The sequence below is a fragment of the Ketobacter alkanivorans genome, from assembly GCF_002863865.1.
Classification (GTDB): domain Bacteria; phylum Pseudomonadota; class Gammaproteobacteria; order Pseudomonadales; family Ketobacteraceae; genus Ketobacter; species Ketobacter alkanivorans.
Genome location: NZ_CP022684.1, coordinates 2,507,159 through 2,533,384, shown reverse-complemented (window position 1 = coordinate 2,533,384; position 26,226 = coordinate 2,507,159). Strand labels below are relative to the sequence as shown.

Sequence of the window (26,226 nt, the reverse complement as noted above, 5' to 3'; positions counted from 1 at the left end):
CTCCCGGGGCGACTGTGTTACGGTGCTGGTTTATTTAAACAGCTTACCCAGTTTCATGAATCGGGTTTCACCGGAGGCATCGTCAACGCCATCGTTGTCGGTGACTACGTAAACTTCTCCGTTCTTGGCAATCGCCGTGCCTTCCACTTTGTCCAATACCCAGCCGTGGGTGGCTTGCAGCTCTGGCAGCAGGTCATAAGCGAGGCTTTTGCTGACCTGCGGGAAGGTTTCACCCTCGGCAGCAGGGGTCAGATCGGCCACCGAAAACCGGTATAGACGTTTGACGCGGGCACGGTCACCTTGCTGGTTATCGCGCTCAATTACGGCAAAGTTGTGCTCATCAATGGCGCTCAGTTCGCTGAGGCCAATCCAGCCGGTGTCGGTGGATTCGATGGGGTAGTACAGGAATCCCCAGCTATTGGTCGAGGGGGTGTAGACGCCGATACGCACCATCCCTGCTGGATCGCCTTTCCATTCACGCTGGAAGGCTATGTACACTTTCTCCTGTTCACCGCTGCCGGTTACTGCTACGCCCTCGAAACCGTTGCTTATCTGCTTGGCTACCACACTGGCAGGCAAGCTGATCTCTTCCATAACGCTGCCATCGGCGGCGGCTTTGATCAGCAGGTTAGGTCGGCTGCCGCTGTTGCCTTCGGAGACCAGCCAGAAGCTACCATCCTGGCGTTGAGCTATGCCTTCCAGGTCGTAATCCACGGTGCTGCCGTCTTTGGAAAGTACGATGGCTTGCTTGATGACCGCAGGGCCTTTTGGGGCGACTTCAGCGCGAAAGATGCGCGACTGGGCGTAGTAGCTGTCGGGTACGGCATACAGGGTTTGGGCGTTGTCGTTGTCGCCCACCATGCCACTTAAGGCACCCCAGGGAATCAGCTGATTGGGATCGGACTGGATCTGGGGATACTCTGCGTATTTGGCACCGTATTGATAGATTGCAACGGTGGAGCGGATGCCATCTTCTGCGCTGTCTTCTTCACTGGAGACGACCAGCAGGTTGCGGGAGGGAATGGTTAACAAACCCTCGGGCGCGATGGTAGTGGGCAGTAGCTGATGCAGTTTGGGTTTGCCCAATGCGCTGGTGTTATACACGGCCACAATGTTGCCGCGCTCGCTGCCCACAAACAGGTGTTCCTTGCCGTCGAACGTGCCTGACAGGATGGATTCTGGCTCGATGCCTTTGTTTTCGGAGCGGCTTTCCGGGTAATGACCGGCGCGGATCAGTGCATGCTCCAGGCTGGCCCCGGCTTCGTATTTAACGCGGCCGAAGGGGTTGAACAGTGTGAAACCACGGCTGCCACCGGCAACGCCATGTTCGTCTTCATAGTCGCCTTCATTGGCGGTGCCAATCCACCAGTCGTTGATCCAGGTGATGGCGTCGGGCTCGCGGCGTCGATCGAGGATGGTATCCACCGGGTTGATTACGTCATCTTCGCTGGTGTCGACGTTAAACAGATCGACGCTGCCGGCGCTGAAATCATGGATGATCCTGGCTCTGCGCAGGTCTACCAACACGATGTGGTTGTTTTCCTGCAGGGTGACGGCAGCGATGTTGAAGCGGTTAATGGCAACGTATTCTGGCTCGGGATCCGATGGGGCGATCTGCGCCAGGCCTGTCAGATCAACTGCCCTTACCTTCCAGTTGGTGACCGCACCGCGCATGGTGATCACCTGCAGGTTACCGGCAGGTGCTTGTGGAATAATGCCGTCGTTGTAATCTTCGTCGCGTTCGTTTTCCACCACGACGGCGGCGTAGCGTCCATCGGGGCTGGTGGCAATAGCATCGGGCTGGCCGCCCATATCAAAATCGGCAATCCACTGGGGTTGCAGTGGGTTTGCCAGCGAGTATACGGATAACTTGCCGCCGGGGGTGGTGTAGCTGGAGGAGGTGTTGATGGCCACCAGCAGGTGATCGCCATTGACGGCTACGGAGGTAGGTTCGCCATCCAGGGTGATAAAGCCAGCGGCTTTGGGTGCGGCAATATTACGGATATCGATTAACCCGATCCGGCCCATGGGGCTGTCACTGTAGAACACCACGTTGCCATCTTGGCTGGCGGCGCTGATTTCAGCTGCGGTTTGGTCTTCTACCGCATCGCCATTGCCCAGGTTGAGGTTGTGATAAACAGGAAAGGTGGCTACGCGTTCAAAGTAGGCGTCTTTTTTCGGCTGCCATTGGATCTTATGGTGCGGGTTACCCGCCATGGTATGGGCGGAAACCGCGGCGATGGACAGTGCCAGGGCAGATTTAATCAGTGTGCGTGTGGTACAGGATGGCATGGAAGATCCCCTATTGATCAATCAATGTTGTCGACTAAAACGGGTCGCTAAATGATCGGCAATACTAGTCAGGAGATTGTGACAGGGAGATGAAAGTGGAATGAAGCAGCGCGCAGCAATCAGAGGCTGAACAGCATGCCAGCGAGGGCGGCACCTGCCACCAGCCCCATGAATAAGCCTGACATAAACGGCGCAGAGGAGCGTTTTTGTTCTGTGGATTGGTAGAGTTGTTCTTTTAAATTGGATATTTCGTCCACTTGGGTTTTGACCTGCCGCGAGACATTCAAATTGTCCTGCATCAGATTGCTGTACCAGAGTGCGGGGGTAGCGGTTTCGACCTTGCTGGTATTGACGTGGGTGCGAAGTTGGGACACTTGGTCTGCCAGGAATTGCAGGCCTCCTTTGGGCGAGCGGGTTACATTAAACCCGAGGTTTTTCAGGCTGCGTATGGCGTTGGCTTCACCGTTGGAGTAGTTGAGGATAGTGGAGCTGATGCGGCCGGACACCACGCCGAATTCACTGTAGTGCTTCTGTGCCCACAGCACCAGCTCGGATATGGCCAGCGAGCCCAAGCCTCCGCCTCTTAGCAGGGTGGGCAGAGCAGCATCCGCCCCGCCGATATCGAACATTACTTTTTTTTCGTTCAGATCCGCTACGGCTTTGAAGAGGGCTTCTTCCATACTGATCAGACGCTTCTCGCCTCCTTGATCTGCCAGCAGCGGCAAGGGCACCACTCTGACGGTGTATTGCACCGCATTAACGCCCTCCCGCTCCACTTGGGCAATGCTCTTGTGCAGGCAGGCATAGGCCTCTTCGCCCTCTGGCCGATGGGTGTGCGGTTTGATACAGATCAGATCCCAGCTCATAGATATCCAACTTTGATGCAGTGGAATCAGTATAGGTAATATCTAGGCAGGTGCTCGGCTCTGATGGATCAGAGGTTGTACTCGGCGGCGTTGGTGCGGTATTCCGCTTCACCTTCTTTGGCGAGTTGGCGCTGGATGGCCGCAATCGCGTAACGATCGATTAGCGTCCGGCTGGTGGCGATTTTCTTCAGGCCAGTGAGGGCACCGAAGCCCACGCCAATGGGTGCGAACAGTGCGGCGAAGCTGAGGGCATCGCTGGGTGGCGAGTGTACGCCCATAGCCTCGGCGGTGCGTTTGCCCACCATCTTGGTGTACATGAAGCGGGTGGATTGCACATCCAGCTTGTGTATGAGGCGGTCATACCAGTGTTTGCCTTTACGACGATAGGCGTTCACGGTGGCGCTGTTCAAATCGCGGCCCCGTTCATCATGCTTGTGGCGCAGGGTGGCCTGGCACAGGTTCCAGGTTTCGACGATTTGTTTGGGATCGTTGCTCAGGAATTGATCGTGCATGCCCAGTAAATGAGCCAGATAGCGGGCCTGCTCTACAGCGCAGGTTTCGTATTCGGTAAATTTGCCGCCGTTCTTCAAAGCGTGCAGCGACATCATGTAGTTAAAGCCCAGGGCTGCGCCCATCTGATCCACTTGCGGAATGGGGGTGCCGTAGACATTGAAATCCCACACCTGTTGCCGCTTCAGCAGGCTGGTGCGCACCATGGCGTGCATGACCCGAACTTTCACAGCGGATTGATAGGCTTCGCCCCCCCGACGCAGGGCTCCGGGTAAGGTGGCCAGTTTGAAGGTGCTGATGGTTTCTTTCATACGCTTGGCGGCAGAATCGCTGGTGAGGGCCCCGGTGATCACCATGGGCAGGCCCTGATAGCCGTTCACGTAGGTCATCATAAAGGCAACGCGGATGATGGCCTCCCCCGCCAGTGCCGTCAGCAGACGGGCGTTTTCCGATGCCTTTTCGATTTTGGTCCAGTCCACCCAGTCTGGTACGGTTTCCACCGAGCGCATCAGGTCTACCAGCTCTTTGGGTGCGTCCGGCACCGTATCGATGCCTTTTTCAGCGGCTTTATCCAGCATGGCGCGGGCTTTTTTGTAGCCCATTTCGGGAATTCTCGCGGCAAAGGCATCTGCCAGTGGGTCGCCCATCAAGGTTAGTTGGCGAAAAAACTCCACTTTGTCGGTGTCCGCCAGCAAGGCTTGAATCCGTGGATTATCTTTAACGATGCTGTTTTCCCCCAGTTTGGTACGAAAACGTTCCGGGGTGCAGTCTAGATCCAGTTCACCATAGACGGCGGGTGCGATGGTTTTTTGCAGCTTGCTCACGTCTCGTGTACTGTAAGTCACTGTTTTCTCCGCAGGGATAGGTTTGACTCGGGAACTGGTTGGTTCTGTAAGTTTAGTCAGGCTGGTGGGAAAACAACATGACCGTTTGGTCGTATGGGGACGATGTTTTTTGTCAATATGGATAGCGACAGGGATAGAACATGACGTACCGCCTGATTGGAATGCCTTTGTCCGTGGCCACTCAACGTGTGCTGTGGGCGTTTGATTACACCGAAGTTCCCTACCAGTTTGAGGAATATCTCCCCCAGATCAGCACCCCTTGGCTGCGTCTGCGCACCCGCCGTTTTACCGGGCCCATTTCGGTGCCGGTGCTTTTGGGTGATGATGGCCTGTGCCTGTTGGATTCCTGGGATATTGCACAGCGGGTGGATCAGGATCGGCCACTGGCGGGGTTGATTCCCACCGTGAGCCTGGATCAGGTGCAGGTTATGAATCAGCTCAGTGAGGCTATTTTTAACGCCGCCCGTATTTTGCTGGTGGGGCGTATGTTGCAGGATGAGGATGCGTTACTGGATGCTTTTCCGCCGTCGTTCCCTGCCTGGTCAAAACGGCCCATGCTGCCGCTAATGCGGCGTACATTTCGAATGCTGGCCAAAAAGTACGGTGAGCCCGGCGTGAGCGATAAGGATCAGTTGCAGCGATTGGAGAATTGTCTGTTGCAGGTGCGGCGGCAGTTGGATGGTAAGCCTTACTTGCTGGATCGAGGGTTTTGTTACGCGGACATGACAGTGATTGCAGCGTTGGCGATGGTGCAGCCTGTTCGTAAAGATCCACAGCTGCCCATGACTCCCTATGAGCGGGCCAGTACTTGTGCAGAGTTGGTGGAGCCGTTTGCGGATGTGTTTGCCTGGCGCGATGGCGTGGTGTTGCACTATCGTCATCGATCCTATTTGGGCAACGCGGTTTAGTGTACTTTGTAGTTGATCCCAGCCTGCAGCGCACCCGGTATGTTGCGTTTAGAATTGGAAGTCGGGAGAGCTAATACCGGGTCAAATTGACCAAATTAGTTTGCGCTGAGTGAAGATGACTTTCCGCCCACACACTCCACCCGATTACGCCCTTTGGCTTTCGCCTGATACAGCAAATCATCCGCCATGCGCAGCAGAGATTCGTGTTCATCACGGGATGATGGTGTTTCACTGGCCACACCAATGCTGACCGTTATCAGAGCTGTTTCACCGCCATGCTCTATCTTGTTATTTTCGAATGCCGTACGGATTTTTTCGGCAACTAGTTGTGCGCCTTCCAAGTCGGTGCTGGGCAAAATGATAACAAACTCTTCCCCTCCAAAACGAACCGCAATGTCCGGAGGGCGTCGTGTACATTCCGTCAGGATACGGCCCGCCTCCGTCAGACAATGATCACCAAACTGATGGCCGTAGGTATCGTTAAGCTGCTTAAAAAAATCGATGTCCAATATCAATACCGACAAGGGCATCTTATCTCTAAATGCCCTTTTGTACTCATTGGGCAACGCTTCATTCAGGTAGCGACGATTACGCAGCCCCGTCAGATCATCTCGAACATTTAAATCGCGCAGTTGCTGGTTGGCTATCTCCAGTTCTTGTGTGCGCAGCGTAACCAGTTTATCCAGATCCTGATTCAGGCGAATCTGCGAACCCAACAATTGTTCCTGTGCTTTGGCTGCTTCCTGCTGGGCTTGTTCCCGCATACGCCTTTCGTTATTCACCATATCCGCCAAACCGATCGAAAACAGAATCAGCTCGAAGGCTGAGCACCATTTCATTACCTCTGGTGCGATGTGATACAAGGGAATGATTTTTTGAGAGGTCAGCGCTGTAAACATCACGCTGACGATAACCGCACCTTGACCCAGGCAATAATACATGGCGGGCCGATAGCCCTGGGCCAGCCGCCAAATCGCAGCGATGATAAGTATAATCGCTACAAAAATGGTAAGTGCTGCCGTTAATTTGGCCGACGTGGTAATGGGGATGTAGAACAGCAGCGGAATGCATACGGCGCACATTACCGCCAGCAATTGCAGCAGGCGATGGAAACGGGGCAGACTGGTATTGGTTTGCAGATAAGCCATGCCAAACAGAATCACCAGAATGCCAGAGATAAAACTGAAGAAGTACACACAGATTTGCTGGAAGAACAGGCTGTCGGGCCAGAAGCGGAACGTCAGCCCGGTAATACTGGTGTTGAACAGCATGATACTGAACACCATGAGTACATAGTAGCCGTAAACCCGATTGCGTATGCCAATCCAGAGAAACAGATTATAGATGCCCAGACCAATGGTGATGCCGATGTAGACACCATCAAAACTGTTGATCTGGAATTGATCGTCGATGAACGCCTGTTCAGACTGTAATTTAATAGGGAAGAACAGCGAGCTGGAGGAAAAGATGCGAATGTATATATCGCCCGATTCTCCAGGCTGTAGGGCGAAAGGAAACGTAAAGCTATTCAGGCTAAAATAGCGTTGATTGAACAGATATATATCGCCAGTCACCATTGAATACGTGTGATCGTTGTGAACGTGGTAGAACTCCACATTATCAAGCAGCGGATAATCCACGGTAAGATAGAAGCGATCGGGGGCACCCTCAACAGAGTGTTCGATTAAATTATTATGCACCCGAAAATGTATCCAATAGGCGCTGTTGCCATAGCCCAATTGCAGGTGGTCGTCGCCAACCGGTTGAAACAAGCCTTCTGCAGAAGCGGCCATTGCACCGGCAAGGTCCAATTCGTCATCCTGATCCTCCAGCAATAGCAACTGCTGGGAAAGGTTGAGATCCAAATGGTGTTCATCAATGGTGACCGCAGCCAGTACGAAGCCGGGCACAGCACATAGCATCAGCACAATAGTGAGCAGCATTCTAAGTCGCTCGCAATGGGAGCGCCATCGTACAAAGCACTGAGTCATGAAGTCGTGGTCAACAGCCCTGAAAAGTATTGGAAGGAATCAGTTTTTGTTCATTGTCTCATTCAGTATAGACAACTTTCTTAAGAGGTTAAGGTTATGTCCAATGGCAATGCAGTAATGGAAATGTGGAATAAGGTATCCCGTTATCCTGGTGGTAAGCTATTGTTTTCAAAGGCGGTTTCTCGAAAAGCGCCTTATTTCAAAACGGTTGATGCCAGCATTGAAGAGCTGCGGCCCAATTATGCCCGCCTGACTATGAAAAAGCGTCGCGCAGTGCAGAACCACATAGGAACAGTGCATGTTATTGCCATTTGTAACCTGCTGGAGATGGCAATGGGTACTTGCGCCGAGGCTTCGGTGCCCAAGCATCTGCGCTGGATTCCAAAAGGCATGACGGTGGACTACACCGCCAAAGCAGGCACCGATATCACCGGCACCGCCGAAATCAACCCTGAGGACTGGAAGCCAGGTGATCTGGATGTAAAAGTCACCGCCTGTACGACAGACGGGACACCCGTAGTGGTGGGTGTGATTAAGCTTTGGATCAGTGAGAAAAAATAATCCCTAACGGCCTTAAGGCGTAATTGCGGCACAGTCCACACTTTGCCCCTGGTTGCATTGCCGACCAGGGCGAACACCGGCCGAATACCGGCTATAGTGTAGCTATGTCTGGAAGAACCTCTGCAACTATGTCTTTATTAAACAGATGGCTACAGGGGCTGATCAGCCTGAGAGGCTTGGTGTTGATCAGCGCGATCCTGTTGCTAAGTGGCGTTATCCGTCCTGATTCTGTGCAGGTGCTGGAAGGCTGGTATTACCAGTTGGGGCAGCGTCTGTCTGGTGCTGCCGCGACCAAAGCCGATATTGCGCTCATCGAACTAGAGCAGGAAACCCTGTTGCAACTGCAGCGGGATCCCGCACAGTCAGAATTACTCCCTCTTTTGTTGAATAACGATGCGCTGGTCGCATTGATTCTACCCGAGCCGTTGCGTGAGCATGATGTGGCGGCCGAGCGTTTGCTCAACTGGTTAGAAAAATCCGCTACTGCGCCAGAGTCGGTACAAGCCTGGCAGAGACAGAACCAGCGTTTTCAGCAGTTACAGCAACAACTGCAGCAGGGTGACATCTTGCTGGGGCTGACCCAGGCTGCCGTGGCAGCGTTTCCGGAACAGGCCTATCCACTGTTGGAGTTGGACAGCCTGCCCTGGCAGAGCCTGGATTGGGTGCCTGCACCCGTGCTCAACGTCATACGGCAGTGGTTACAACAGCGTAATCAACTGCAGATGTCGGGATGGCCTGTCGATCCTCGCTTAGAAGGGCCAGCCTATCGCGCAGTGGATACTGCTCAGGCTGCCGCACCGCACCAGCTGATCTGGCAGCAGGAGTCGCAATTTCACCCGGATCTGGCCTTGGCGTTGTACTTGCGGCAGGTAGCCCGCACCCTTGCCATACAAGAAGAGCCCACCATTGTTTTCCGTTCGGATTATGCGGTTGAAATGGCGCACATCAAGCAGCCCATCAGTCGCAGTGGCACGGTCTGGATTCCCGCTGTCGGCGCGGCCAGTTTTCCCCGTTATTCACAGGCGCAAGCGCTGGCGCAACACCCTAACGAAAAAGTGTGGATCATGGCTGCTGACCAGCAGGCGTTGGAATCGGTGGGAGCCACACTGTTGGCACTGCAAAACCAGTCCACGCAATACCAGCCCTATTGGAACCTATGGTTGCAGGCGGTGTTATTGATCATTGGGGTTATCTATCTGGTGTGGGTACAGCCCATGCTGCGGGCTACCATGGCGCTGATGCTGGCGGCATTCGTGATCACCACACTGAGCGTGGTACAGGTCGCCTGGCAGTTAAGTTACCAGCAAGTACTTCCGTTACCATTAGTGATGGCTTGGTTTGTCGCAGGCAGCGGATGCATGCTGTTATGGAAGCAGCGTCGGCGGCAGTGGAATCGCCTGCATTGGGAGCACCATAATGTCAGCTATCAGCTGGGTCAGCAGTGGTATCAGCAAGGTAGAATGGAAGAAGCGCTGGTGGCGTTGCGCCCCTGTCGCTCTACTCAGGCGGTCACCTCCCTGCTTTACGACATTGCGGTGCAACAGGAACGCAAACGCCAATATCAGGAAGCAGCCCAAACCTACCAACGGGTCGTAGAGCGCAAACCCAAATTCAAGGATGCGGCCAAACGTGCGCTGGCGTTGCAGCAGTTATCCGAACCGGCGCAGGTGGTAACGGATTTCTCGGCAACCCACAGCCTGGTTATGCCGTCGCAGGATTTAAGTAAGCCGATTCTGGGGCGTTATGAAATCGAGCGAGAGCTGGGCCGCGGTGCCATGGGGGTGGTGTATTTAGGGCTCGACCCCAAAATTGCCCGTCGCGTTGCGATTAAAACCTTAAGCTATCGTGAATTCGATACCGCTCAGTTGAACGCCATCAAAGAACGCTTTTTCCGTGAGGCGGAGGCTGCAGGCCGCCTCAACCATCCCAACATAGTGACCGTTTATGACGTTGGCGAAGAAACCGACCTTGCCTTTATCGCTATGGACTATGTGGAAGGCAAGTCGTTGGATCGCTGCGTATCCACGTCGACATTATTGCCCGTTGTTGAGGTCTACGACATTATTGCTGCAGTTGCCGATGCATTGCACTACGCCCACCAGCAGAACATCGTGCATCGTGATATCAAGCCAGGCAACATCATGTACGATCAGAACAGCGGTCAGATCAAAGTGGCTGACTTTGGTATTGCGCGTATCGTTGACGATTCCAAAACCAAAACAGGAGACATGCTGGGCAGCCCGGTTTACATGTCACCCGAACAGTTGAAAGGCACGAAGGTAACAGGCGTGAGCGATATATACAGCTTGGGCGTTACCTTCTATCAGCTACTGACCGGCGCACTGCCCTTTACCGGTGACAGTATCGCCAACCTCGCCTATCACATTCTGAATAAAAAATACGTGAGTGTGCGTGAGTTGAGGCCGGAACTGTCGGCAGGAGCGGTACGCGTCGTCAACAAAGCTCTGCATAAAGAACCTTCCAAGCGTTATGAAACGGCTGGTGAGATGGCAGACGCCGTGCGTGGTTTAATGGCCCGTGAATTCGGTCGACGTGATAGTCGCGATAACAGGAAGGCCAGCTGATGGACGTTTACGGTGTAACCGACATTGGTTGTGTACGCAAACATAACGAGGATTGCATTCATTGGCAGGCGCTGCCGGGCGAAAATCGATTTTTGGCAGTGCTGGCCGATGGCATGGGTGGATACGGCGGTGGCGCCTATGCCAGCAAGCTGGCCGTGGAATATTTTACCAAGTGCGTGCTGTCTTCGTTGGAATATATCGATTCCCAAAACAATGAAAGCGTTATGAAAATGATGGCGGAAGCTGGTGCGCTGGCGAATAATGCAGTGCGTCAAGAACGCAACAACCATCCTGATTTTCAGAAAATGGGCACCACACTGGTTGCGATGCTGGTGCTGGATGATGAGTATTGGCTTATGCACGCAGGGGATTCGCGCTGTTACTGTGCCAGTGAAGATGGGCTGCAACCCATGACCCGTGATCACAGCCTGGTTCAGGAGCTGGTGGACAAAGGTAGCCTTACTGAGAAAGAAGCCGAGCGTGCGCCCTTTCGCAATATGCTTACCCGCGCCGTGGGGCCCGATCGTAGTGTACAGTTTTCATTTGCTAAACATCATTTTCAAGCCGGTGAATCCTGGTTGTTATGTTCCGATGGTTTATACAATACGTTGCCGGATGCGGTTATCCAGCATTGGATGCACTCGGATCGGACTGCCCAGGAAACAGCAGCGGCATTGGTAAAAGAAAGTGTTCGAAACAATGCGCAGGACAATGTTTCTGTGATCGTACTAAAACAAGATGCCACAAATAGGAGTAAGCAATATGGCCATCTTAGCGCAACTGGTCGATGATGTGGTGGTCAGTAAATTTGATCTTAAACCAGGGGAGCTTGCCATAGGACGGCACCCGGATAATGAGGTGATGATTGATGATATTTCCGTCAGCGGTCATCATGCAGTGATTGAAGTCGTGGCCAGTAAATATCTGGAAGGCACTCTTGAGTTCTTTATTGTGGACAAGGGCAGTAAAAATGGCACGTTCGTCAACGAGCGGCCGGTTAACGAACGCGAGCGTCTGGTTGATGGCGACGTCATTCGTCTGGCTTGGAACAAATTCAAACTGATCGACGATGCCGGTAACAACTTGGCCAGTACCGCCCATGTTTTGCAGTAATGTTTGCTTATAAGGCTGGTAATGAATGCTAAGTTGCCAATCCATTAACTGAGGTCAATATTTTTTCGCTGCATTGCTTTCACAATGACTGTGCATTTGTCCAAACACTCATAGCACTATAAAAACAAGAGCCAATGTCATGATGAAAGAATTGCTGAATGAAGCCCTCACTAAAAAACTGTCCACTACCCTGGAAGCCGTTGGCGGTGCCAAGGCACTGTTTGGCGAAGCCATTAATTTGGATGGAGAGTCCATTGTGCCGGTTGGTAAAATCTCCATTACCTTAAAGGCTGAGGCCGCAGGCTCTGGTGCGGGTAATGCCGGTGGTTTGAGCGGTGGATTGGCGAGCCTGAGTAAAGGCGGAGGTGGCGGTAATGCTGATGCATCGATTCAGATTCAGATCGAGCCTGTAGGGTTTGTTTGCAAGGGCAAAGCCGGTGCCGAGTTTCGGCCCATCGAATAATAGCGCAGCAATGCGTTTTACAGGTTGCGCTTGTGTTACGGGTTCACAGCGTTCAGATATTCAAGCCAGCTGGTTAAACAGCGAGCCCACACCCCTGGCTGACATTGATCACTGCCCTGGCGCAGCAGCGCAAATACTTGCTCTTGTGTCAGATTCGCAGCGGAATAGGCTTTGAAGTCGGATGACGAATCACCGAAGGCCCGTTCTATTACCCAGCCGTGTTCGATTAGTTGATTTAATATACGCGTTTTGAACCGTGCATGGTCGCTACGATCTTCACTGTTTTGAGTTAGATAGAGGTTGCCGGTGGGGAAATTATTGCTTTCAAGCCAGCCCGGTATCTGCCACTGAAACAGCGGGATGCGAGCGGTAACGTAAAATATCGTAAAACCCTGATTGGCAAAGTGCTGTACTGTTTCTGCAGCAGCCTCCCGTACGCTCCAAATGGACAGGGGTGTAGGAGTCAGGGTTCCATCAATATCAAAGACCACAGCTTTAGCGTGATCCATTGGCGCATCGACAAACTCATTGGCCAGTGTAGAGCAGCCGCTGCAGCACAGAGCGGCTAATAAAATCAGTACGCTACGCATGTGGCCTCCTCAGGCCTTCGGCCAAAGTACCCGTGCAAAGAGCATCAGGATAACACCGCTAAGCCTACTCAAGGAAAAGAAAGTATAAGTCCATTTTGTACTTACCTTATTCTGTTTGCGCGTATTTGCAATTTCATAAACAGTATTCTGGTTACCAATCAATATCAACGCAGCGATGATCAGAACCACCATAGTCCGGCCCGGAGAAGCTCGCTGCAGCCAGCCCATCGCTGCTGACAGCGTAGTCCAGTATGCGTCCACTAGCTGGACGCGTTGCCTTACTGGGCGCGATAACCGATCCGCCTGCTTTGTTCATCCAAGAAAGATCTTCGTTTGCTCCTTGATTAAAGTCGCCTGCTACGATCCAGTGCTTTCCAGAGCCGTTGGTCTGGGCATGTTGGATCGCTAAGTTAATATAGTCTCTTCCTCCGGCATGAATATTAGCTACGTAATATTTGGTGCCAATAGATTTGCGCATTACAGGACGTTTGTTTGCATCGGTTGACCAAGAAACGGCTGGTTTGCCATCACCCTCAAACAACATTGCCATGGAGCAACGGATATTTCCTGCCCCGCCGCTCCTGTCCCAGGGTAAAAACCAGATATTGAGGTTTGAATATACCCCGATTAAATTGGGCTCGCCATGTGTCAATGCGTCCCCGTAACCCAGTTTTTTGGGAAGGTTTCCCGCTTCTTGAATACAGACGACATCAGGCTTTAATTTGTCGATTCTATGTTTGATGCCGTCCCATCGCTCGCCCTGGGTGTTCCATGTCAGTAGTTTCATTTCTTCTCTTTCCTATGATTAAGTTCTTTTTGTGCTAGTCGATGTAGATATTCAGATTTCTGTTATCTGACAGCCTTAAGCGCAAGTTAAAACGGGTTTATGAATTATCGGTTGGACTGTCTGATTGATTGTCGATATTGGTCAGGGGATAGCTGAAACCAACGCTTGAATGCGCGCCGAAAATTCGCGCTGTCGTGATAGTTGAGCAAAGCTGCAATGGTATCTATGGACATAGTGCTATCCCGCAAACAGTCAGCAGCTTGTTGCGACAAAATTTCTTCACGAATTTGGCGGAAGCCGGTGTTCTCTTTCTTGAGCCTGCGGGATAAGGTTCGTTTGCAGATAAATAATGCAGCCGCTGCTTCTGTTTCAGTTAACACGCCGGGAGGGTGATCCAGCATCATCTTCTGAACCTGGTACTTAAGTGTGGTTCGGTTGGACAGCAACTGAGCCTGCATCGTTTCGCATTGTCGCATGGCGAACAGGTAGTTTTCCGAACAGGAAGAGGCATTAGGAATCTCGCACAATGCCATTGGTATTCTTACCATCAAGCTCGGTGCGGAAAACTCGAATTGGCCAGGTAAATAATCGGCATAAAATTGGCTGTAGCTGGGTTCTGCATAGTTAAAAAAGGAAGTTGCGTCGTGTACGGGTTTCCCCACAATAAATTCTGCGCAATCAAACAGTATTTTCGCGAAGGCCTCGGATAAGCAGCGATAGATATCAGGGCTTAAATCCACATCAAAATAACAGTGCCCTTCGAGCCAGTCACCGTTCGGCGTAAAGTCTACCCGGGCTATATTCATGCGGGTAGGCAAATAGGTTTGAATGGCATTGATGGCGGTGAGTAGATTGGGGCTGCTGTTGACTAAAAAACCCATTGCGCCGTGTGTGGGAGGGGTGAGCCTTGCACCTAAACGTAAACCAAAGGCATCGTCGTTTGATAAACATAAGGCATTGCTCAGAATTTGAATTTGTTGCGGTGCCGTCAGCAGAGTCTCTTCTTGCATAAATTGATCGACATTCAGCTGAGTCATGTCCAGCAATGCTGGTAAGTCTGCCTCCTGTAACTCCAGGACGCGGGCAATCAAGCGAGAATAGTTGGATGGAATACAGGCCGTATAAGAACCTACAGGTCGAGTTACAGGCACAGATTTTGTCACTATTGAAGATCCCTATGATCTCTTAAGTTATTTGGCAGAGATGGTGTCTTTTTATGACCTATATAAGTCAAGAAATGACCTGACGTCAATGAATACTAATCCGTAATCTAATCTACACAGATGCAGGTAAGGCCGTGGATGTGGTGCCTGGCCTGATTGTAACTTATTGATTTTAATTAAGAATGGAAGAGGAATGTATGGGTCGTGTCACGTTTATAGAGCATAACGGTACGCAGCATGAGGTAGATATTGAGGAGGGAAAAACGCTGATGCAAACCGCCACCGATAACGGAGTGCCTGGCATTGACGCGGACTGCGGTGGAGCCTGCGCCTGTGGCACCTGTCATGTGATTGTTGATCGTAACTGGATTGCAGCCACTGGCGCTGTGTATGCAGAAGAAAAGCAAATGCTGGAGATGACACCTGAAAAAGCAGACACATCGCGCTTGGCATGTCAGATATCGATGACCGAAGCTATGGATGGACTGGTTGTACGTTTGCCTGAGTTTCAAATGTAGTCACTGATAATTTTTTTACTACGCGATCTGAATTGAGGAATGACATGGGTATCCTATCTCCAGTAATTGAAAAAGGTGTTGCACTGTTTTCTATCTCGACGCTTGCCGAAAAAAGTGCACCTATTGTTCCAATGCCGCTACAAATCAAGGGCATCCATCTGTTTTTAAAAGCCAAAAGACTCGTGTGGAAGGGTAAACCTATTCCTGTATTTGTTGAGGCTGAATTGCCGGATGTGTCCACCCTCAAAATTGAAGATATAGATGTCAGCAACCCGTTTCTGTTCAGACAACACCGTTGGCAGTCTTATTTTAAGCGCTTGCGTGATGAATGCCCGGTACACTATCAGCAAGAAAGTGCGTTCGGCCCTTTTTGGTCCATTACCCGCTATAAAGATATTATGTTTGTTGATAAACGCCATGATCTGTTCTCGGCAGAACCCATCATCATGTTGGGTGATCGGCCGGAAGGCCTGCCCCTGGAGACCTTTATCGCGATGGATCCCCCCAAGCACGATGTGCAAAGGCAAGCCGTGCAAGGTGTCGTTGCGCCGAAAAACCTTACGGAGATGGAAAGCCTTATTCGCAGCCGCACCCAGGATGTATTGAATAATCTACCACTTGATGAACCATTTGACTGGGTCGATAAAGTATCCGTTGAATTAACGGCCAGGATGCTGGCTACGTTATTCGATTTCCCTTATGAAAAGCGCCGTAAGTTGGCAGAGTGGTCAGATGTGATCAGTGGTGGGCCTGAGCTTACCGGAGGCACCAGTTCAAATGATGAAACCTTTGCTGCGGCACAAGAATGTGCGAAATATTTCTCACGGCTGTGGCGGGAGAAAGCAGCGAAAAAAGCGGCCGGTGAGGATATGGGGTTTGATTTAATCAGCTTACTGCTGGCCAATGAAAATACTGAGAATTTGATTGATAAACCGGTAGAGTTTCTAGGTAACCTGGCGCTGCTGATTGTAGGTGGTAACGACACCACTCGTAACTCGATGACCGGTGGTGTGCTGGCTTTGCATCAGTTTCCGCAGGAATTTATTAAACTGAAGAATGATCCGGGTTTAATTCCTAATATGGTATCGGAAATCATTCGATGGCAGACGCCTCTGGCATACATGCGCCGTGTTGCCAAGCAGGATGTTGAGCTGAACGGGCAAACCATTAAAAAGGGTGACAAGGTTGTTATGTGGTACGTTTCGGGTAATCGTGATGAGCGGGCCATTGATCAGCCGGATCAATTTATTGTTGATCGTAAAAATGCCAGAAATCATCTTTCCTTTGGGTTTGGTATCCATCGTTGCATGGGCAATCGTTTGGCCGAAATGCAACTGCGGATACTGTGGGAAGAGTTATTAACACGTTTTGATAAAATCGAAGTTGTATCTGAGCCGAAACACGTGCAATCCAATTTTGTTAAGGGTTATACCCATATGATGGTTAAGCTGACCGCCAAGGTGCCGGTGAATCAGGGGTGATTCTGGGTTTTTTGTACTATTAGGTAGGTGTGAAGTTCAGGGTGTTGTCCGTACTCAAGGTGCCTGCAAATACAGCCCAGGCGTATTAATAATTCAAGGAATCCGTTGGTCCCCAGGGTTGAGTAGTAAACCTCTGGGCCCATAAAATTATCTGTGTGGTCGCTTTTTTCATTCGTACCGCCGAATGAGAAAATGAGTACGCCACCTACATTAAGACTGGATACTAATTTTGTTAATACATTTTCTTGCTGTTCAAGGGGGATATGCCAAATGCTATCCCAGGCGGTAATAAACTCGTATTTTTCTGTTATTGTCCATTCACATATGTCTTGGTGATGAAAGGACAATTCTGGATGACGGCGCCTGGCTAAGCGTATCATTTCTTCGGATATATCAATGCCCTCTGGCGTGAATCCCTCACTTAGGAGAAGATCCACGAATCGACCAGTGCAGCCACAACCAACATCAAGAGCTTTGCCTTTGTTTTCTACGAATGCTAATGCCCGCTTATGCTCAGCAATTCCGTTCATTCGGTTGAAGTCTTCGCGCACCCACAGGTGAGTGATTGTGTCATACGCTTTACCAATTTCTTTCGGGTTCATGGACACCAAGCCTGGCTGCGTAGAGTTGACATTTTATCTCCCTAGAACTTCTTCACGCTCTCGATGATATTCATCATAGGGCTTCGAGTATTTTTCAACACACCTATCGTATTCGTTACCGAATAACGCCTGACACTCATTCTTTTGGCCAGTCTGTATGGCTTCATATGTTCCTTTCTTGCTGCTATTGCTGCATGAAACTGACAATAACGAAACGAGTAGTACCAGTAAATATCTCATGACTCCCTTACCTCTCACGCAATTTTCAAAACTATATCACCAGGTTTTACTACGCCGGGTTCGATCACACGGGCGTTGATTCCCCTTAGGTTGAGCGTTTTACCGATCTTTGAATTGACAAACATGGCGGCATCTTTACCAAAGCGTGCCAGGAATTTTTTGCAGCCCAGGTGAGGTTCTGCGGTGACTTCGATAAGGGCGCTGCCAATCTGTAAGCGAGTGCCTGCTGGCAGGTTGGTTGGGCTTAGATCCATGTCTATAAAGAATTGATCGCCAGCCAGTTTCCAGTGGCGTTTGTCGCGTGCGATTGCGCTGATGGCACGGGCATTCATCAGGTTGAGTTGCATGTCTGGGTGGGCTTGGCCGCCGGGGCGTTTGTAGTCTCCCCTTGCCTGCCAGTTGTCCCCCACCAGGCCCCGTTCTGGGCAGAGTTGGCCTTGCTCCAGTTCACGGCGCTTGCCGGTGCTGGGGCGGCACACTATGAGTTCAACGCTGCCTTGATTTTTGGGGGCGCTTTTGATGTGTTCCAGGTTGCTTTCCAGTTCTGCAAGGCTGGTTTGGGTTGTGTCCAGTAAGTCTTGCCGGGGTGGGCTGGGTTGTTTCTGTTGGGTGTCCATGTGGTGGTTCCTCGGTCAAGTCCATTGGTGTGCAGCTGTGAGGTACTTTACCAGAACCGCAAAGGAGGTGTTACCCGGTTGTGCGGTGCTTATGTATTAGCCGCAAGCATCTGAAAAAATTGCGCAGAAAAGTCATCGGCGGGGAAAAAGGTTTCTACCCGCAGTTCGTCGGCGGTGATGTCCAGTGCGGTGCCGAACGTGGAGATCATGCTGAAGATGCGCAGGGTGGTGCCGTTGAAGCTGAGTTCCAGTGGCAGGATGGGTTCAGGTGCGGAGTGTATGGCTTGGGTTTGCCAGCGTTCTGGAATGGTGGGTAGGTTGCCGAGTTCTTGCAGCAGTTCGGCCAGATCTTGGTTGCCTGGGTCGGCGGTGACTTCCCGTTGCAGGCGTGACAGCAGCATGCTGGCGGCGTCGGGCCAGTTGCTGATCAGGGGTTGCATGCCGTGGGGTGAAAAGGTGAGTCGCATGGCGTTGCGTTTGCCGCTGGGGTCGACCTGTTGCCAAAGACTTTTGGTGTCACCGAGCAAGCCGATAAAGCGATCGGCGGCGCTGTTTTGCAGCAGCAGGTTCCAGCGTTTATCCATTACCACGGCGGGATAGGGTTCGTGGTGCTGCAAGGTGAGCTCCAGCGCTTGTCGTACGGCGGCCATGTCGTCGCTGTCCAGTGGGCGAGCTTCGTAGGCGGAGGCAAAGCCTGCGGTTTGCAGCAGCAGGTTGCGATCCCGCAGTGGGACGTCCAGCACTTCGGTCAGTTGCAGGATCATGTCGCGGCTGGGTTTGGCGCGGCCTGATTCCAGAAAGCTGAGGTGGCGTTGGGACACCCCGGCATCCAGTGATAGATCCAGTTGTGAGCGTTTACGGCGCTCGCGCCAGGTGCGCAGCAGGGGGCCGAAGCCGGTGCTGGTTTTTTGGTGTGCAGTTGATGTGGTCATGGTGGCATTTTGCTCCGGCGGATGCGGGTTGGCGATTACCTCTAAGGTAATTGTTTGGGGGAATTAGGCAAGCCAGACTGATGCTGCTGGTTCGATGGCTCCGACGGGGCGACAGCGGTTATTTAACGGAATGAGGATAGAGCGATGAAAAAGTTGATTCTGTGGTTTGTGTTGTTGGATTTTGGTGTGTTCAGTACGTATGTGATGTGGGAGATCGGTTATTTCGGCATCTGGGAGGCGGGTATGGCATCGCTGGGGAGTTGGCAGGTGCTGATTGATCTGGTGATTGCTGGTGGGCTGATTTGTACGTGGATGGTGGTGGATGCGCGCAAGCGTGAGGTGAACCCCTGGCCCTGGGTGGTGGCGACGTTTGCGCTTGGTACGTTGGTGCCGTTGACGTATCTGTTGGTGCGGGAATATGCCAACGGCGCGGAGGGGGTGTTTAAAGGGACTCAATCCACTGCTGTATAACGTTCAGGGCCTCTGGGTGTGGCAGATGGCTGGCAATGGGAGGCATTCGATATTGGTCATCGGTGGTGTTCATGCGCGCCCAAAGTACGCTGCGCTCGGCATCACCGCTGGCAATGATGCGGGCGCCGCTGATGCCGAGGTCTCCGGCTTCTGGGACAACATCCAGTGTGTTGGTTTGGGCCAGGGTTCTGGAGTAGCGCAGGTCGATGTTCACCGGTGCGGTACCGCCTGCTTGATGGCAGAAAGAGCAGTTGGAATCGAGGTAGGAGCGGCTGCGCTGGTCCAGGCTGGTGGCCTGATTGTCGAGTGCTCGCAGCGCCTGATACTGGCCGGGGCTGCCGATGCTGCGGGTGAACAGGCCAATGTGGTTCCAGGTGGTGAGTTGGTTGGCGCTGATGGTGTCGTTGCCACTGGTGTAATCAAAGCGACCATTCAATTGCGCAGTTTTAACGCCCAGTACATTACCGGAGGCGTTCACGTGGCAGCTGAGGCAGTCGTTGGGGCTGGGGTACAGGTAGTCCTGAACGCGTGTGCCGCCGTTGAAATCGGCATCGGCAACGGTGAGGGTTTCGGTGAGCCGATCGGTCAGCAGTTCGGCGTCGGTTTGTGGTTCGTTCCAGCGATAGGTGACGCCAAACCAGCCTCCGGTTTGATTAACCAGTACGCGGGTTTCCAGGCGGCGGCTGGAGTCGGTATCGCCTGCGACCATTTCTATTTCGAAGTGTTTTACCAGCACGGTGCCTATGGGAAAGCGCCAGGGCTGGCTGCCGGAGAAGGTGATGGCTTGGCCATTGGGCACGGCGATCCAGCGTCGTTTGGTGCTGTAGTCAGACCACAGGGGTGAATTGACGTCGTATTCGATGAGGCCGGAGGCCGGTGTCAGGCTGCTGGTGTCGCTGAACAGGCCGGTGTCTGACAGGGCCTGTGGAAAGCCTGCCAGAGGATCGCCGCCATCGCCTTCTGCAAAGCGGTACAGGCGGCCACCATAGCCTGCGATGTACAACTCGCCTGCTTCATCTTCACCAAACCCGGCGGGGTTTTGGGGGGCGTTGCCCAGTTCGCTGTTATCCACTTTGTTGAGTTGATCATCCACGGTGAGCGCCCACACTCGGGTGCTGATGAAATCACCGTACAGGTATTTGCCCACCAGGCTGGGCACGGCACTGCCCCGGTATACGTAACCGCCGGTGATGGATTCGCCCTGGGAGTGATCGTATTCATGCACTGGGAATTGATAGGTGCCGCTGGGGGCACCGCTGCGAAAGGTGCTGCTGCCTTCGTACCAGCTCCAGCCGTAGTTGCCACCTTTGATGACGATGTCGATTTCTTCGATGGCGTTTTGACCCACGTCGGCCAGCCACAGATCGCCGGTGTTGCGATCAAACGAGAATCGGTAGGGGTTGCGGAAGCCGTAGGCCCAGATTTCCTCAGGTATGCCGTCGCTGTTATCGACAAATGGGTTGTCGGCGGGGATGCTGTAGCCGCTGCCGGTGGGGTTAATGCGCATCACGGTGCTGAGCAGGTTTTGGGTGTTTTGGCCTTGTCGGTCCGGGTCGCCACTGCCGCCGCCGTCACCCAGGCCCCAATAGAGGTAGCCATCGGGGCCGAAGGCGATGGTGCCGCCATTATGGTTGCCAGCGGGCTGGTCTACGGTGAGCAGGATGGTTTCTGAGCCGGGGTCGGCCTGATTGGGGTTGCCGGAGGAGACGTTGAAGCGGGACAGTCTGGATTCCGGGCCACTGCCTGTGTAATACACGTAAAAGTAGCCGTTGGAGGCGTAGTTGGGGTCAAAGGCCAGCCCCAGCAGGCCCAGCTCACCGCCGTCGGCAACGCGATCGCGGATGTCCAGAAAGGTGCTGTAGCTGGTGGCATTTGGGTCGTTGGCAAACACGCGGATGCGGCCTGCTTGTTCCACCACGAACAGGCGGTCGCTGCCATCTCCTGCGTGAGTGATGAACACCGGTTGGGAGAAGTTGGGCAGGTTCTCGAAGGCTTCCACCATGGTGATCTCGCCAGAGGTGGCGGTTACGGGCACGTTCAATGTGGCGGTGCGAGGCCGTTGTTGTAGTCCGGATGCAAGGTTGGTGTCATCTGTGGATGAGCCTGACCCTGAGTCGCCAGCACCTCCGCCGCCGCACGCTATCAGTGCTAGCTGCACGAAAATTAATAATAGTAATGGTTTAACAGCATTCATGTTGAGCCCCCCTGGTGGCTGATGGTTACATCTTACCAGAGGTGTTTTCAAATTTCGGTGTGTTGCCGAACACTGTGTAAATAGCTGAAATATACAACTCGCAACATATTGTCACCCTTTTTGTCTTCTGTGTCCTTAACTAGGTTGTTTAAATAGAGTCAGAGATTGGCCGTTGGGCAGGCGGTCATGACTTCAATAATAAAAAAACAATCAGGATGCAGTCGATATGTACAGTTTTCCTCAGTTCCAGAACCTCGTGGACATGGCAGTACAGCAGGCCCACAACCGCAACGATGCCCCCCTCGCCTCTTTTATCAAAGATGATGGCCAGCAAGATGATGCTGCGACCTACTTTACGCTGGATCAGCACGCTCGAGCCATTGGCAGCAGCTTGGTGGATCAGGGCCTGAGTGGACGCAATCTACTGCTGTTGTTTGCCCCTGGAATTGATTATATCCGTGCGTTTTTCGGTTGTTTGTATGCCGGTTGTGTCCCGGTGCCGGCTTATCCGCCCATGGGTGCCCGTGATTTATCCCGTTTGCAGAAGGTGGCGCTGGACTGTAATGCCGGTGCGATTCTAACCAATCAGGCGTTGGCACCGGTGATTGAATCCTGGATTACCACTCTGGGTTACGGGGATTCCATGCCCTGTGTGGCCATCGATGGATTGCTCGATAAGCCGATTGATGCTGGTTTTGTGCCTTATCAGGCGCAGCCGGATGAGATTGCGTTCCTGCAATACACATCAGGTTCTACCGGTAACCCGAAAGGGGTGGAGGTGACCCACGGCAACCTGCTGGCCAATTTTGAACAGATTCTGCATGGCTTTTTCCGCGGCAATGAGCGCTTGGATGCAATGCAGGATCTGCGTGTGGTGATCTGGCTGCCGCCGTTCCACGATATGGGGCTGATCGGTGGCGTGCTGACGCCGATCTTTGCCGGTGCCCATGTGTCTTTGATGTCGCCCCTTACATTTTTGAAGCGCCCGTTGCTGTGGTTGAAAACCCTGTCTGAGCAGAAGGCTCATGTCAGTGGTGGCCCTAATTTTGGTTATCAATATTGTGTGCGCAAAGTAACCGAAGAGCAGGCAGAAACCCTGGATCTGTCGAATTGGTTTGTGGCTTTCAACGGTGCCGAGCCGATCCAGACCAGTGCGTTGGATAATTTTGCCGATCGTTTCAAGGTGAGCGGTTTTGATCCCAAGGCGTTTTTGCCTTGTTACGGTTTGGCCGAGGCCAGTCTGTTTGTGGCGGGCTCGCCTTCTGGCCGTGGTGCCAAAGTATTGAAAGCGCAACTGGATGAGCTGGAAAAAGGCCGCTATGTGGAAGCGCCTGCTGATCTGCGAACCAAAACGTCTCACTTGGTCAGCTCTGGTGTGATCGCTGAAGGGGCGGATGTGAAGATCGTCAACCCTCGCACCTGTATGGCTTGTGCCGATGGTGAGGTGGGCGAGATCTGGATCAACAGTCCATCGGTAGCGCGTGGCTATTGGGGCAAGCCCCAGTTTTCGCACAGTGTTTTTAAGTCGACTATTGCCGGAGATAACAGCGAAACAGGTTATCTGCGCAGCGGCGATCTGGGTTTTAAACTGGATGACGAGCTGTACGTGACTGGCCGTATCAAAGAAGTGATCATTGTGGCCGGGCGCAATCATTATCCCCAGGATATTGAGCGTACGTTGCAGGAGGTGAATCCAACGTTCCGTGTGGGTGGTGGCGCTGCATTTGCGGTGACAGTGGACGGTAAGGAAGAACTGGTGGTGCTGCAGGAGGTCGGTCGGGCGGCCGGGGAGCAGGCGGATTTCCGTATGCTGGCGGCAGAAGGCGCTAAAGCCATATCCAGTCGGCACGGTATTACGCCCACGGCGTTGGTGCTGCTGTCTGGCAGTGCGATTCCCAAAACCTCCAGCGGTAAAATTCAGCGTGCCGACGCCAAGCGTATGTATTTGGAAGGCAACCTGGTGCCGGTGCATGTGTGGCAACCGGGGTCTGGCATGGCAACTAAGCCCGAGCGCGCGCCCCAGGCTAATTCCGAGGTGCTGGATTGGCACAGCGAACTGTATGCGGATCTGCAGGTGTGGGTGGCGGATAAGCTGGATGTAGAGCCCCATCACATTGATCTGGATGTGACGTTCTCTGAGCTGGGGGTGGATTCGGTTGAGGCGGTGGAGCTGGTGGATCGATTACAGGATCGGATCGGGCGGGTGATTCCGGCGATTGAATTATTACGCTATCCCACCGTAAAAGCGTTGATCACTCACTTCGCCGAAGAGCTGGAGCAGAAAGCCCTTCGGGAAGAGGCCTGTATCGAGGATACAGTGGCTTGAAGCAGTGATTCAGCAATGAAACGGTACGTGATGGAAGCCGGATGCATCGGGGTCGATCGTGACTTTTTCGTATTCAAAGAAATCGCCCATCAGTGACGATACCGGCCCGGTGAAATCGGATTTTCCGGACTTGGGCTGGTAACCGCTGAGCTTCTGCTTGATGGAGTCCACGGTGGCAGGTGTTTTGGGCTGGGGGGTGCTTTTGGATTTGCTGAAAAACCAGTTCATGTTGTGCTCCTTAAGTATCGTTTAGTCACTGCTTGGTCTGAACACAGTTTCGCAAAGTGCAGAAAATTGCCCAATTAAATAGTCAGACTAAAAAATGAGACTTAGTTCACGCTGGTTTTGTGGTGCAGGTAGGGTGTGATGCGTAACTGACTGAAATGAAAAGGGCAACCTGCTGGCTGCCCCTTGCGCACTACTTGTTTATTGTTTGATCAGGCCGGTTTATTGGCCTTTTAATTTCTCAGCTTCCAGCACCGATACCTTAACGCCGATCACCAGCACGCCGATGGTTTCATCGTTGTACTCCATGGGTACAGAAATCTGCACAGCGTTGGTCTTGGTGCTCTCATCCATTTCCACCTTACCGATGAAAATTTTGCCCTCACCACCGTTGAATGCGGCGGTGAACTTCTCTTCATCCCCCTGCCAGTAGTCACTGGTGGGGGGATAAGCCGCTACGTTGGCACCCTGGATGTCCGTAAGAAACGCTTCGTTGTAGACATCAGCCTGCTGGATGATGATGTTCTTGAGGAAGCTGCCGGCTTTGTTCTCCTGCAACTCCTTGATCAGCGGTGATTTGCCAGCCTTCCACTCCTCGTCGATCTTTTTGATCTCATCCAGAGAGCGGCCTTCGCGGTTTTGGGTGCGAATGGCGTCCAGTAGCATGCCGTTCTTGGTGAGAAATTTAAGGCCCTCGATTCGGGGCTCGAGTACTTGCTGTAACTCATCCTGAGACAGTTCGGCAAAAGATAGGGGTGATACAAATATGAGTGCAATAAGTAGATACCGAAGCATGTTGATCCCTCCGCAGTGTCGGTATTTTTAATGGTAGACCAAACCCTGCAGGCTACAACTGAGAGCCAGAGCGATACTTGGCGGGGGTCTGATTGCACCAGCGTTGGAAGGCGTGAATGAAAGCGGCGGCTTCGGTGTACCCCAACTGGCTGGCGATGGCCTCGATGGAGAGGTTGGAGTGGTTGAGCAGGTGCTTGGCTTTGTCAAAGCGCACCTGATCCAGCAGGCTGCGGTAGGCGCTGCCCTCCTCACTGAGTTTGCGTCGAAAGCTGCGCTCTGCCATGCCAAAAATGGCTGCAACCTCCTGGATAGAGGGAAAGTTGTCCACAAACAGATGCAGGTAGTCCCTGACATCCTGGGTGATGGAATTGGCGGTGCTTTGTAACGTTAAGACCTGGCTATCGCACTGCTTCTGATACAGGCTGAAGGCCATCTTGTTGGCCGCGGGGAATGGCGTGGCCAGATAATCGGTCGAAATGCCCACTTCGGCTACCTCTCCGCCAAACTCAACCGGACACTGGAAGCGCTCTTCGTAGTGTTTTGCCTCGGCGGGCTTGGGGTAGGGCAGGCGGATGTAGTTGGGCTGGAAATCAACGCCAATGTTGGTTTGCAGATCCCGAATCAGCTGGTAGGTGCCGGAGGCATCCCGATCCATCAGAAAACGATGGCATTGCTTGGGTAAGGCGGCGGGCTTCAGGCGCAGTTTGGATTCCTTTTCGCCGGGCTCGAACTGCAGCTCCCCAAACAGGTAGGTGAGCGCCTGATAGCGAACACCGGTGCGAAAAGCCTCCCAGGCGTTGTCACAGGTCATCAAGAGCATGATTAAGGGGCCATAGCCTGCCAGGCTCATGGTTTGGCCAATCCTCAGACCCACCAAAGGATCTTCCACAGAAGGCAAAACATCACAGTAAATCCGCAGCTCCAGGGCGCGCTGGATCTGGCCATCGGGGGACAGATTGTTCACGTTAATGCCATATTGCTGCTCGATTCGGGACAGATCCCCTCCGTTGGCTTCAAGGGCTTGCAGGGTATAAATGAATCCGAGAATGGCACGTTTACTCATGGTGCAGACACCTTAGGCCGAAAAAATCAAGTTTGGGTAGATTGGCGTAGTTCGTCAACCACTCGATGACTTCTGTTTATTGGGGGCT

Annotated in this window: 24 protein-coding genes; 10 read left to right on the top strand and 14 right to left on the bottom strand. The window is 52.7% G+C overall.

Annotated features, from left to right (window positions below; translation table 11 throughout):
* Positions 1–30: 30 nt before the first annotated feature.
* From Kalk_RS10890 to Kalk_RS10880, 3 genes are all read right to left on the bottom strand, one after another.
* On the bottom strand, positions 31–2,292 hold the full coding sequence (locus tag Kalk_RS10890; RefSeq protein WP_101894275.1) for an esterase-like activity of phytase family protein: 2,262 nt from the start codon (positions 2,290–2,292) through the stop codon (positions 31–33).
* A 119-nt stretch (positions 2,293–2,411) separates the two neighbouring features.
* On the bottom strand, positions 2,412–3,158 hold the full coding sequence (locus tag Kalk_RS10885; RefSeq protein ID WP_101894274.1) for a hypothetical protein: 747 nt from the start codon (positions 3,156–3,158) through the stop codon (positions 2,412–2,414).
* Between the two features lie 68 nt (positions 3,159–3,226).
* Positions 3,227–4,513: an oxygenase MpaB family protein gene (locus Kalk_RS10880; RefSeq protein ID WP_158643442.1), complete on the bottom strand. Its 1,287-nt coding sequence runs from the start codon at positions 4,511–4,513 to the stop codon at positions 3,227–3,229.
* Positions 4,514–4,653: 140 nt separating this feature from the next.
* Here Kalk_RS10880 and Kalk_RS10875 point away from each other — a divergent pair, with 140 nt between their 5' ends.
* The gene (locus tag Kalk_RS10875) at positions 4,654–5,421 is read left to right on the top strand and encodes a glutathione S-transferase N-terminal domain-containing protein (protein WP_101894272.1); all 768 of its coding nucleotides are present in this window, start codon (positions 4,654–4,656) and stop codon (positions 5,419–5,421) included.
* Positions 5,422–5,516: 95 nt separating this feature from the next.
* Here the strand turns inward: Kalk_RS10875 and Kalk_RS10870 are convergent, their stop codons facing one another.
* Positions 5,517–7,364: a sensor domain-containing diguanylate cyclase gene (locus Kalk_RS10870; RefSeq protein WP_158643441.1), complete on the bottom strand. Its 1,848-nt coding sequence runs from the start codon at positions 7,362–7,364 to the stop codon at positions 5,517–5,519.
* Between the two features lie 144 nt (positions 7,365–7,508).
* On the opposite strand from Kalk_RS10870, the gene Kalk_RS10865 reads away from it, so the two are divergent.
* The 5 genes from Kalk_RS10865 to Kalk_RS10845 all read left to right on the top strand — a co-directional run bounded on the left by Kalk_RS10865 (position 7,509) and on the right by Kalk_RS10845 (position 12,134).
* Positions 7,509–7,973 carry a hotdog fold domain-containing protein gene (locus tag Kalk_RS10865; protein ID WP_101894270.1) on the top strand — a complete coding sequence of 155 codons (465 nt, stop codon included), beginning with the start codon at positions 7,509–7,511 and terminating at the stop codon, positions 7,971–7,973.
* A 128-nt stretch (positions 7,974–8,101) separates the two neighbouring features.
* Positions 8,102–10,558 carry a serine/threonine-protein kinase gene (locus Kalk_RS10860; protein ID WP_158643440.1) on the top strand — a complete coding sequence of 819 codons (2,457 nt, stop codon included), beginning with the start codon at positions 8,102–8,104 and terminating at the stop codon, positions 10,556–10,558.
* Positions 10,558–11,349 (top strand): PP2C family protein-serine/threonine phosphatase, encoded by a 792-nt coding sequence (locus Kalk_RS10855; protein WP_101894268.1) that lies wholly within the window; start codon positions 10,558–10,560, stop codon positions 11,347–11,349. The genes Kalk_RS10860 and Kalk_RS10855 overlap by 1 nt, the downstream gene beginning before the upstream one ends.
* Positions 11,321–11,671, top strand: coding sequence for an FHA domain-containing protein (locus tag Kalk_RS10850; RefSeq protein ID WP_101894267.1), 351 nt, complete (start codon positions 11,321–11,323; stop codon positions 11,669–11,671). Before Kalk_RS10855 ends, Kalk_RS10850 begins: the two co-directional genes overlap by 29 nt.
* A 139-nt stretch (positions 11,672–11,810) precedes the next feature.
* Positions 11,811–12,134 (top strand): hypothetical protein, encoded by a 324-nt coding sequence (locus Kalk_RS10845; RefSeq protein WP_101894266.1) that lies wholly within the window; start codon positions 11,811–11,813, stop codon positions 12,132–12,134.
* 35 nt (positions 12,135–12,169) lie between these two features.
* On the opposite strand, the gene Kalk_RS10840 is transcribed toward Kalk_RS10845, so the two are convergent.
* From Kalk_RS10840 to Kalk_RS10830, 3 genes are all read right to left on the bottom strand, one after another.
* Positions 12,170–12,724 (bottom strand): LNS2 domain-containing protein, encoded by a 555-nt coding sequence (locus Kalk_RS10840; protein ID WP_101894265.1) that lies wholly within the window; start codon positions 12,722–12,724, stop codon positions 12,170–12,172.
* Between the two features lie 151 nt (positions 12,725–12,875).
* Positions 12,876–13,511, bottom strand: a complete 636-nt coding sequence (locus Kalk_RS10835; protein ID WP_101894264.1) for an endonuclease/exonuclease/phosphatase family protein — start codon at positions 13,509–13,511, stop codon at positions 12,876–12,878.
* A 104-nt stretch (positions 13,512–13,615) separates the two neighbouring features.
* Positions 13,616–14,674: a helix-turn-helix domain-containing protein gene (locus Kalk_RS10830; protein ID WP_101894263.1), complete on the bottom strand. Its 1,059-nt coding sequence runs from the start codon at positions 14,672–14,674 to the stop codon at positions 13,616–13,618.
* Between the two features lie 197 nt (positions 14,675–14,871).
* Here Kalk_RS10830 and Kalk_RS10825 point away from each other — a divergent pair, with 197 nt between their 5' ends.
* Both Kalk_RS10825 and Kalk_RS10820 read left to right on the top strand, forming a co-directional pair.
* Complete coding sequence (locus tag Kalk_RS10825; protein WP_101894262.1) at positions 14,872–15,192, top strand: 2Fe-2S iron-sulfur cluster-binding protein; 321 nt, start codon at positions 14,872–14,874, stop codon at positions 15,190–15,192.
* Between the two features lie 44 nt (positions 15,193–15,236).
* A complete protein-coding gene (locus Kalk_RS10820; protein WP_324771755.1) occupies positions 15,237–16,673 on the top strand; it encodes a cytochrome P450 in 1,437 nt (478 codons plus the stop codon).
* On the opposite strand, the gene Kalk_RS10815 is transcribed toward Kalk_RS10820, so the two are convergent.
* From Kalk_RS10815 to Kalk_RS10805, 3 genes are all read right to left on the bottom strand, one after another.
* Positions 16,664–17,275, bottom strand: coding sequence for a class I SAM-dependent methyltransferase (locus Kalk_RS10815; protein ID WP_101894261.1), 612 nt, complete (start codon positions 17,273–17,275; stop codon positions 16,664–16,666). The two genes, Kalk_RS10820 and Kalk_RS10815, sit on opposite strands and share 10 nt — an antisense overlap.
* 254 nt (positions 17,276–17,529) lie before the next feature.
* Complete coding sequence (locus Kalk_RS10810; protein ID WP_233716614.1) at positions 17,530–18,132, bottom strand: MOSC domain-containing protein; 603 nt, start codon at positions 18,130–18,132, stop codon at positions 17,530–17,532.
* An 89-nt stretch (positions 18,133–18,221) separates the two neighbouring features.
* Positions 18,222–19,064: a helix-turn-helix domain-containing protein gene (locus Kalk_RS10805; RefSeq protein ID WP_101894260.1), complete on the bottom strand. Its 843-nt coding sequence runs from the start codon at positions 19,062–19,064 to the stop codon at positions 18,222–18,224.
* Positions 19,065–19,208: 144 nt separating this feature from the next.
* Here Kalk_RS10805 and Kalk_RS10800 point away from each other — a divergent pair, with 144 nt between their 5' ends.
* Positions 19,209–19,535: a hypothetical protein gene (locus tag Kalk_RS10800; protein ID WP_199767891.1), complete on the top strand. Its 327-nt coding sequence runs from the start codon at positions 19,209–19,211 to the stop codon at positions 19,533–19,535.
* On the opposite strand, the gene Kalk_RS10795 is transcribed toward Kalk_RS10800, so the two are convergent.
* Positions 19,507–21,729, bottom strand: a complete 2,223-nt coding sequence (locus tag Kalk_RS10795) for a PQQ-dependent sugar dehydrogenase (protein WP_101894259.1) — start codon at positions 21,727–21,729, stop codon at positions 19,507–19,509. The genes Kalk_RS10800 and Kalk_RS10795 overlap by 29 nt on opposite strands.
* A 226-nt stretch (positions 21,730–21,955) precedes the next feature.
* On the opposite strand from Kalk_RS10795, the gene Kalk_RS10790 reads away from it, so the two are divergent.
* Positions 21,956–24,055 carry an AMP-binding protein gene (locus Kalk_RS10790; RefSeq protein ID WP_101894258.1) on the top strand — a complete coding sequence of 700 codons (2,100 nt, stop codon included), beginning with the start codon at positions 21,956–21,958 and terminating at the stop codon, positions 24,053–24,055.
* A gap of 9 nt (positions 24,056–24,064) precedes the next feature.
* Here Kalk_RS10790 and Kalk_RS10785 read toward each other — a convergent pair whose 3' ends face one another.
* The 3 genes from Kalk_RS10785 to Kalk_RS10775 form a co-directional block, all read right to left on the bottom strand.
* Positions 24,065–24,283, bottom strand: coding sequence for a hypothetical protein (locus Kalk_RS10785; RefSeq protein WP_101894257.1), 219 nt, complete (start codon positions 24,281–24,283; stop codon positions 24,065–24,067).
* 219 nt (positions 24,284–24,502) lie between these two features.
* On the bottom strand, positions 24,503–25,075 hold the full coding sequence (locus Kalk_RS10780) for a PDC sensor domain-containing protein (protein ID WP_101894256.1): 573 nt from the start codon (positions 25,073–25,075) through the stop codon (positions 24,503–24,505).
* A 52-nt stretch (positions 25,076–25,127) separates the two neighbouring features.
* Complete coding sequence (locus Kalk_RS10775; protein WP_101894255.1) at positions 25,128–26,138, bottom strand: AraC family transcriptional regulator; 1,011 nt, start codon at positions 26,136–26,138, stop codon at positions 25,128–25,130.
* Positions 26,139–26,226 lie beyond the last annotated feature (88 nt).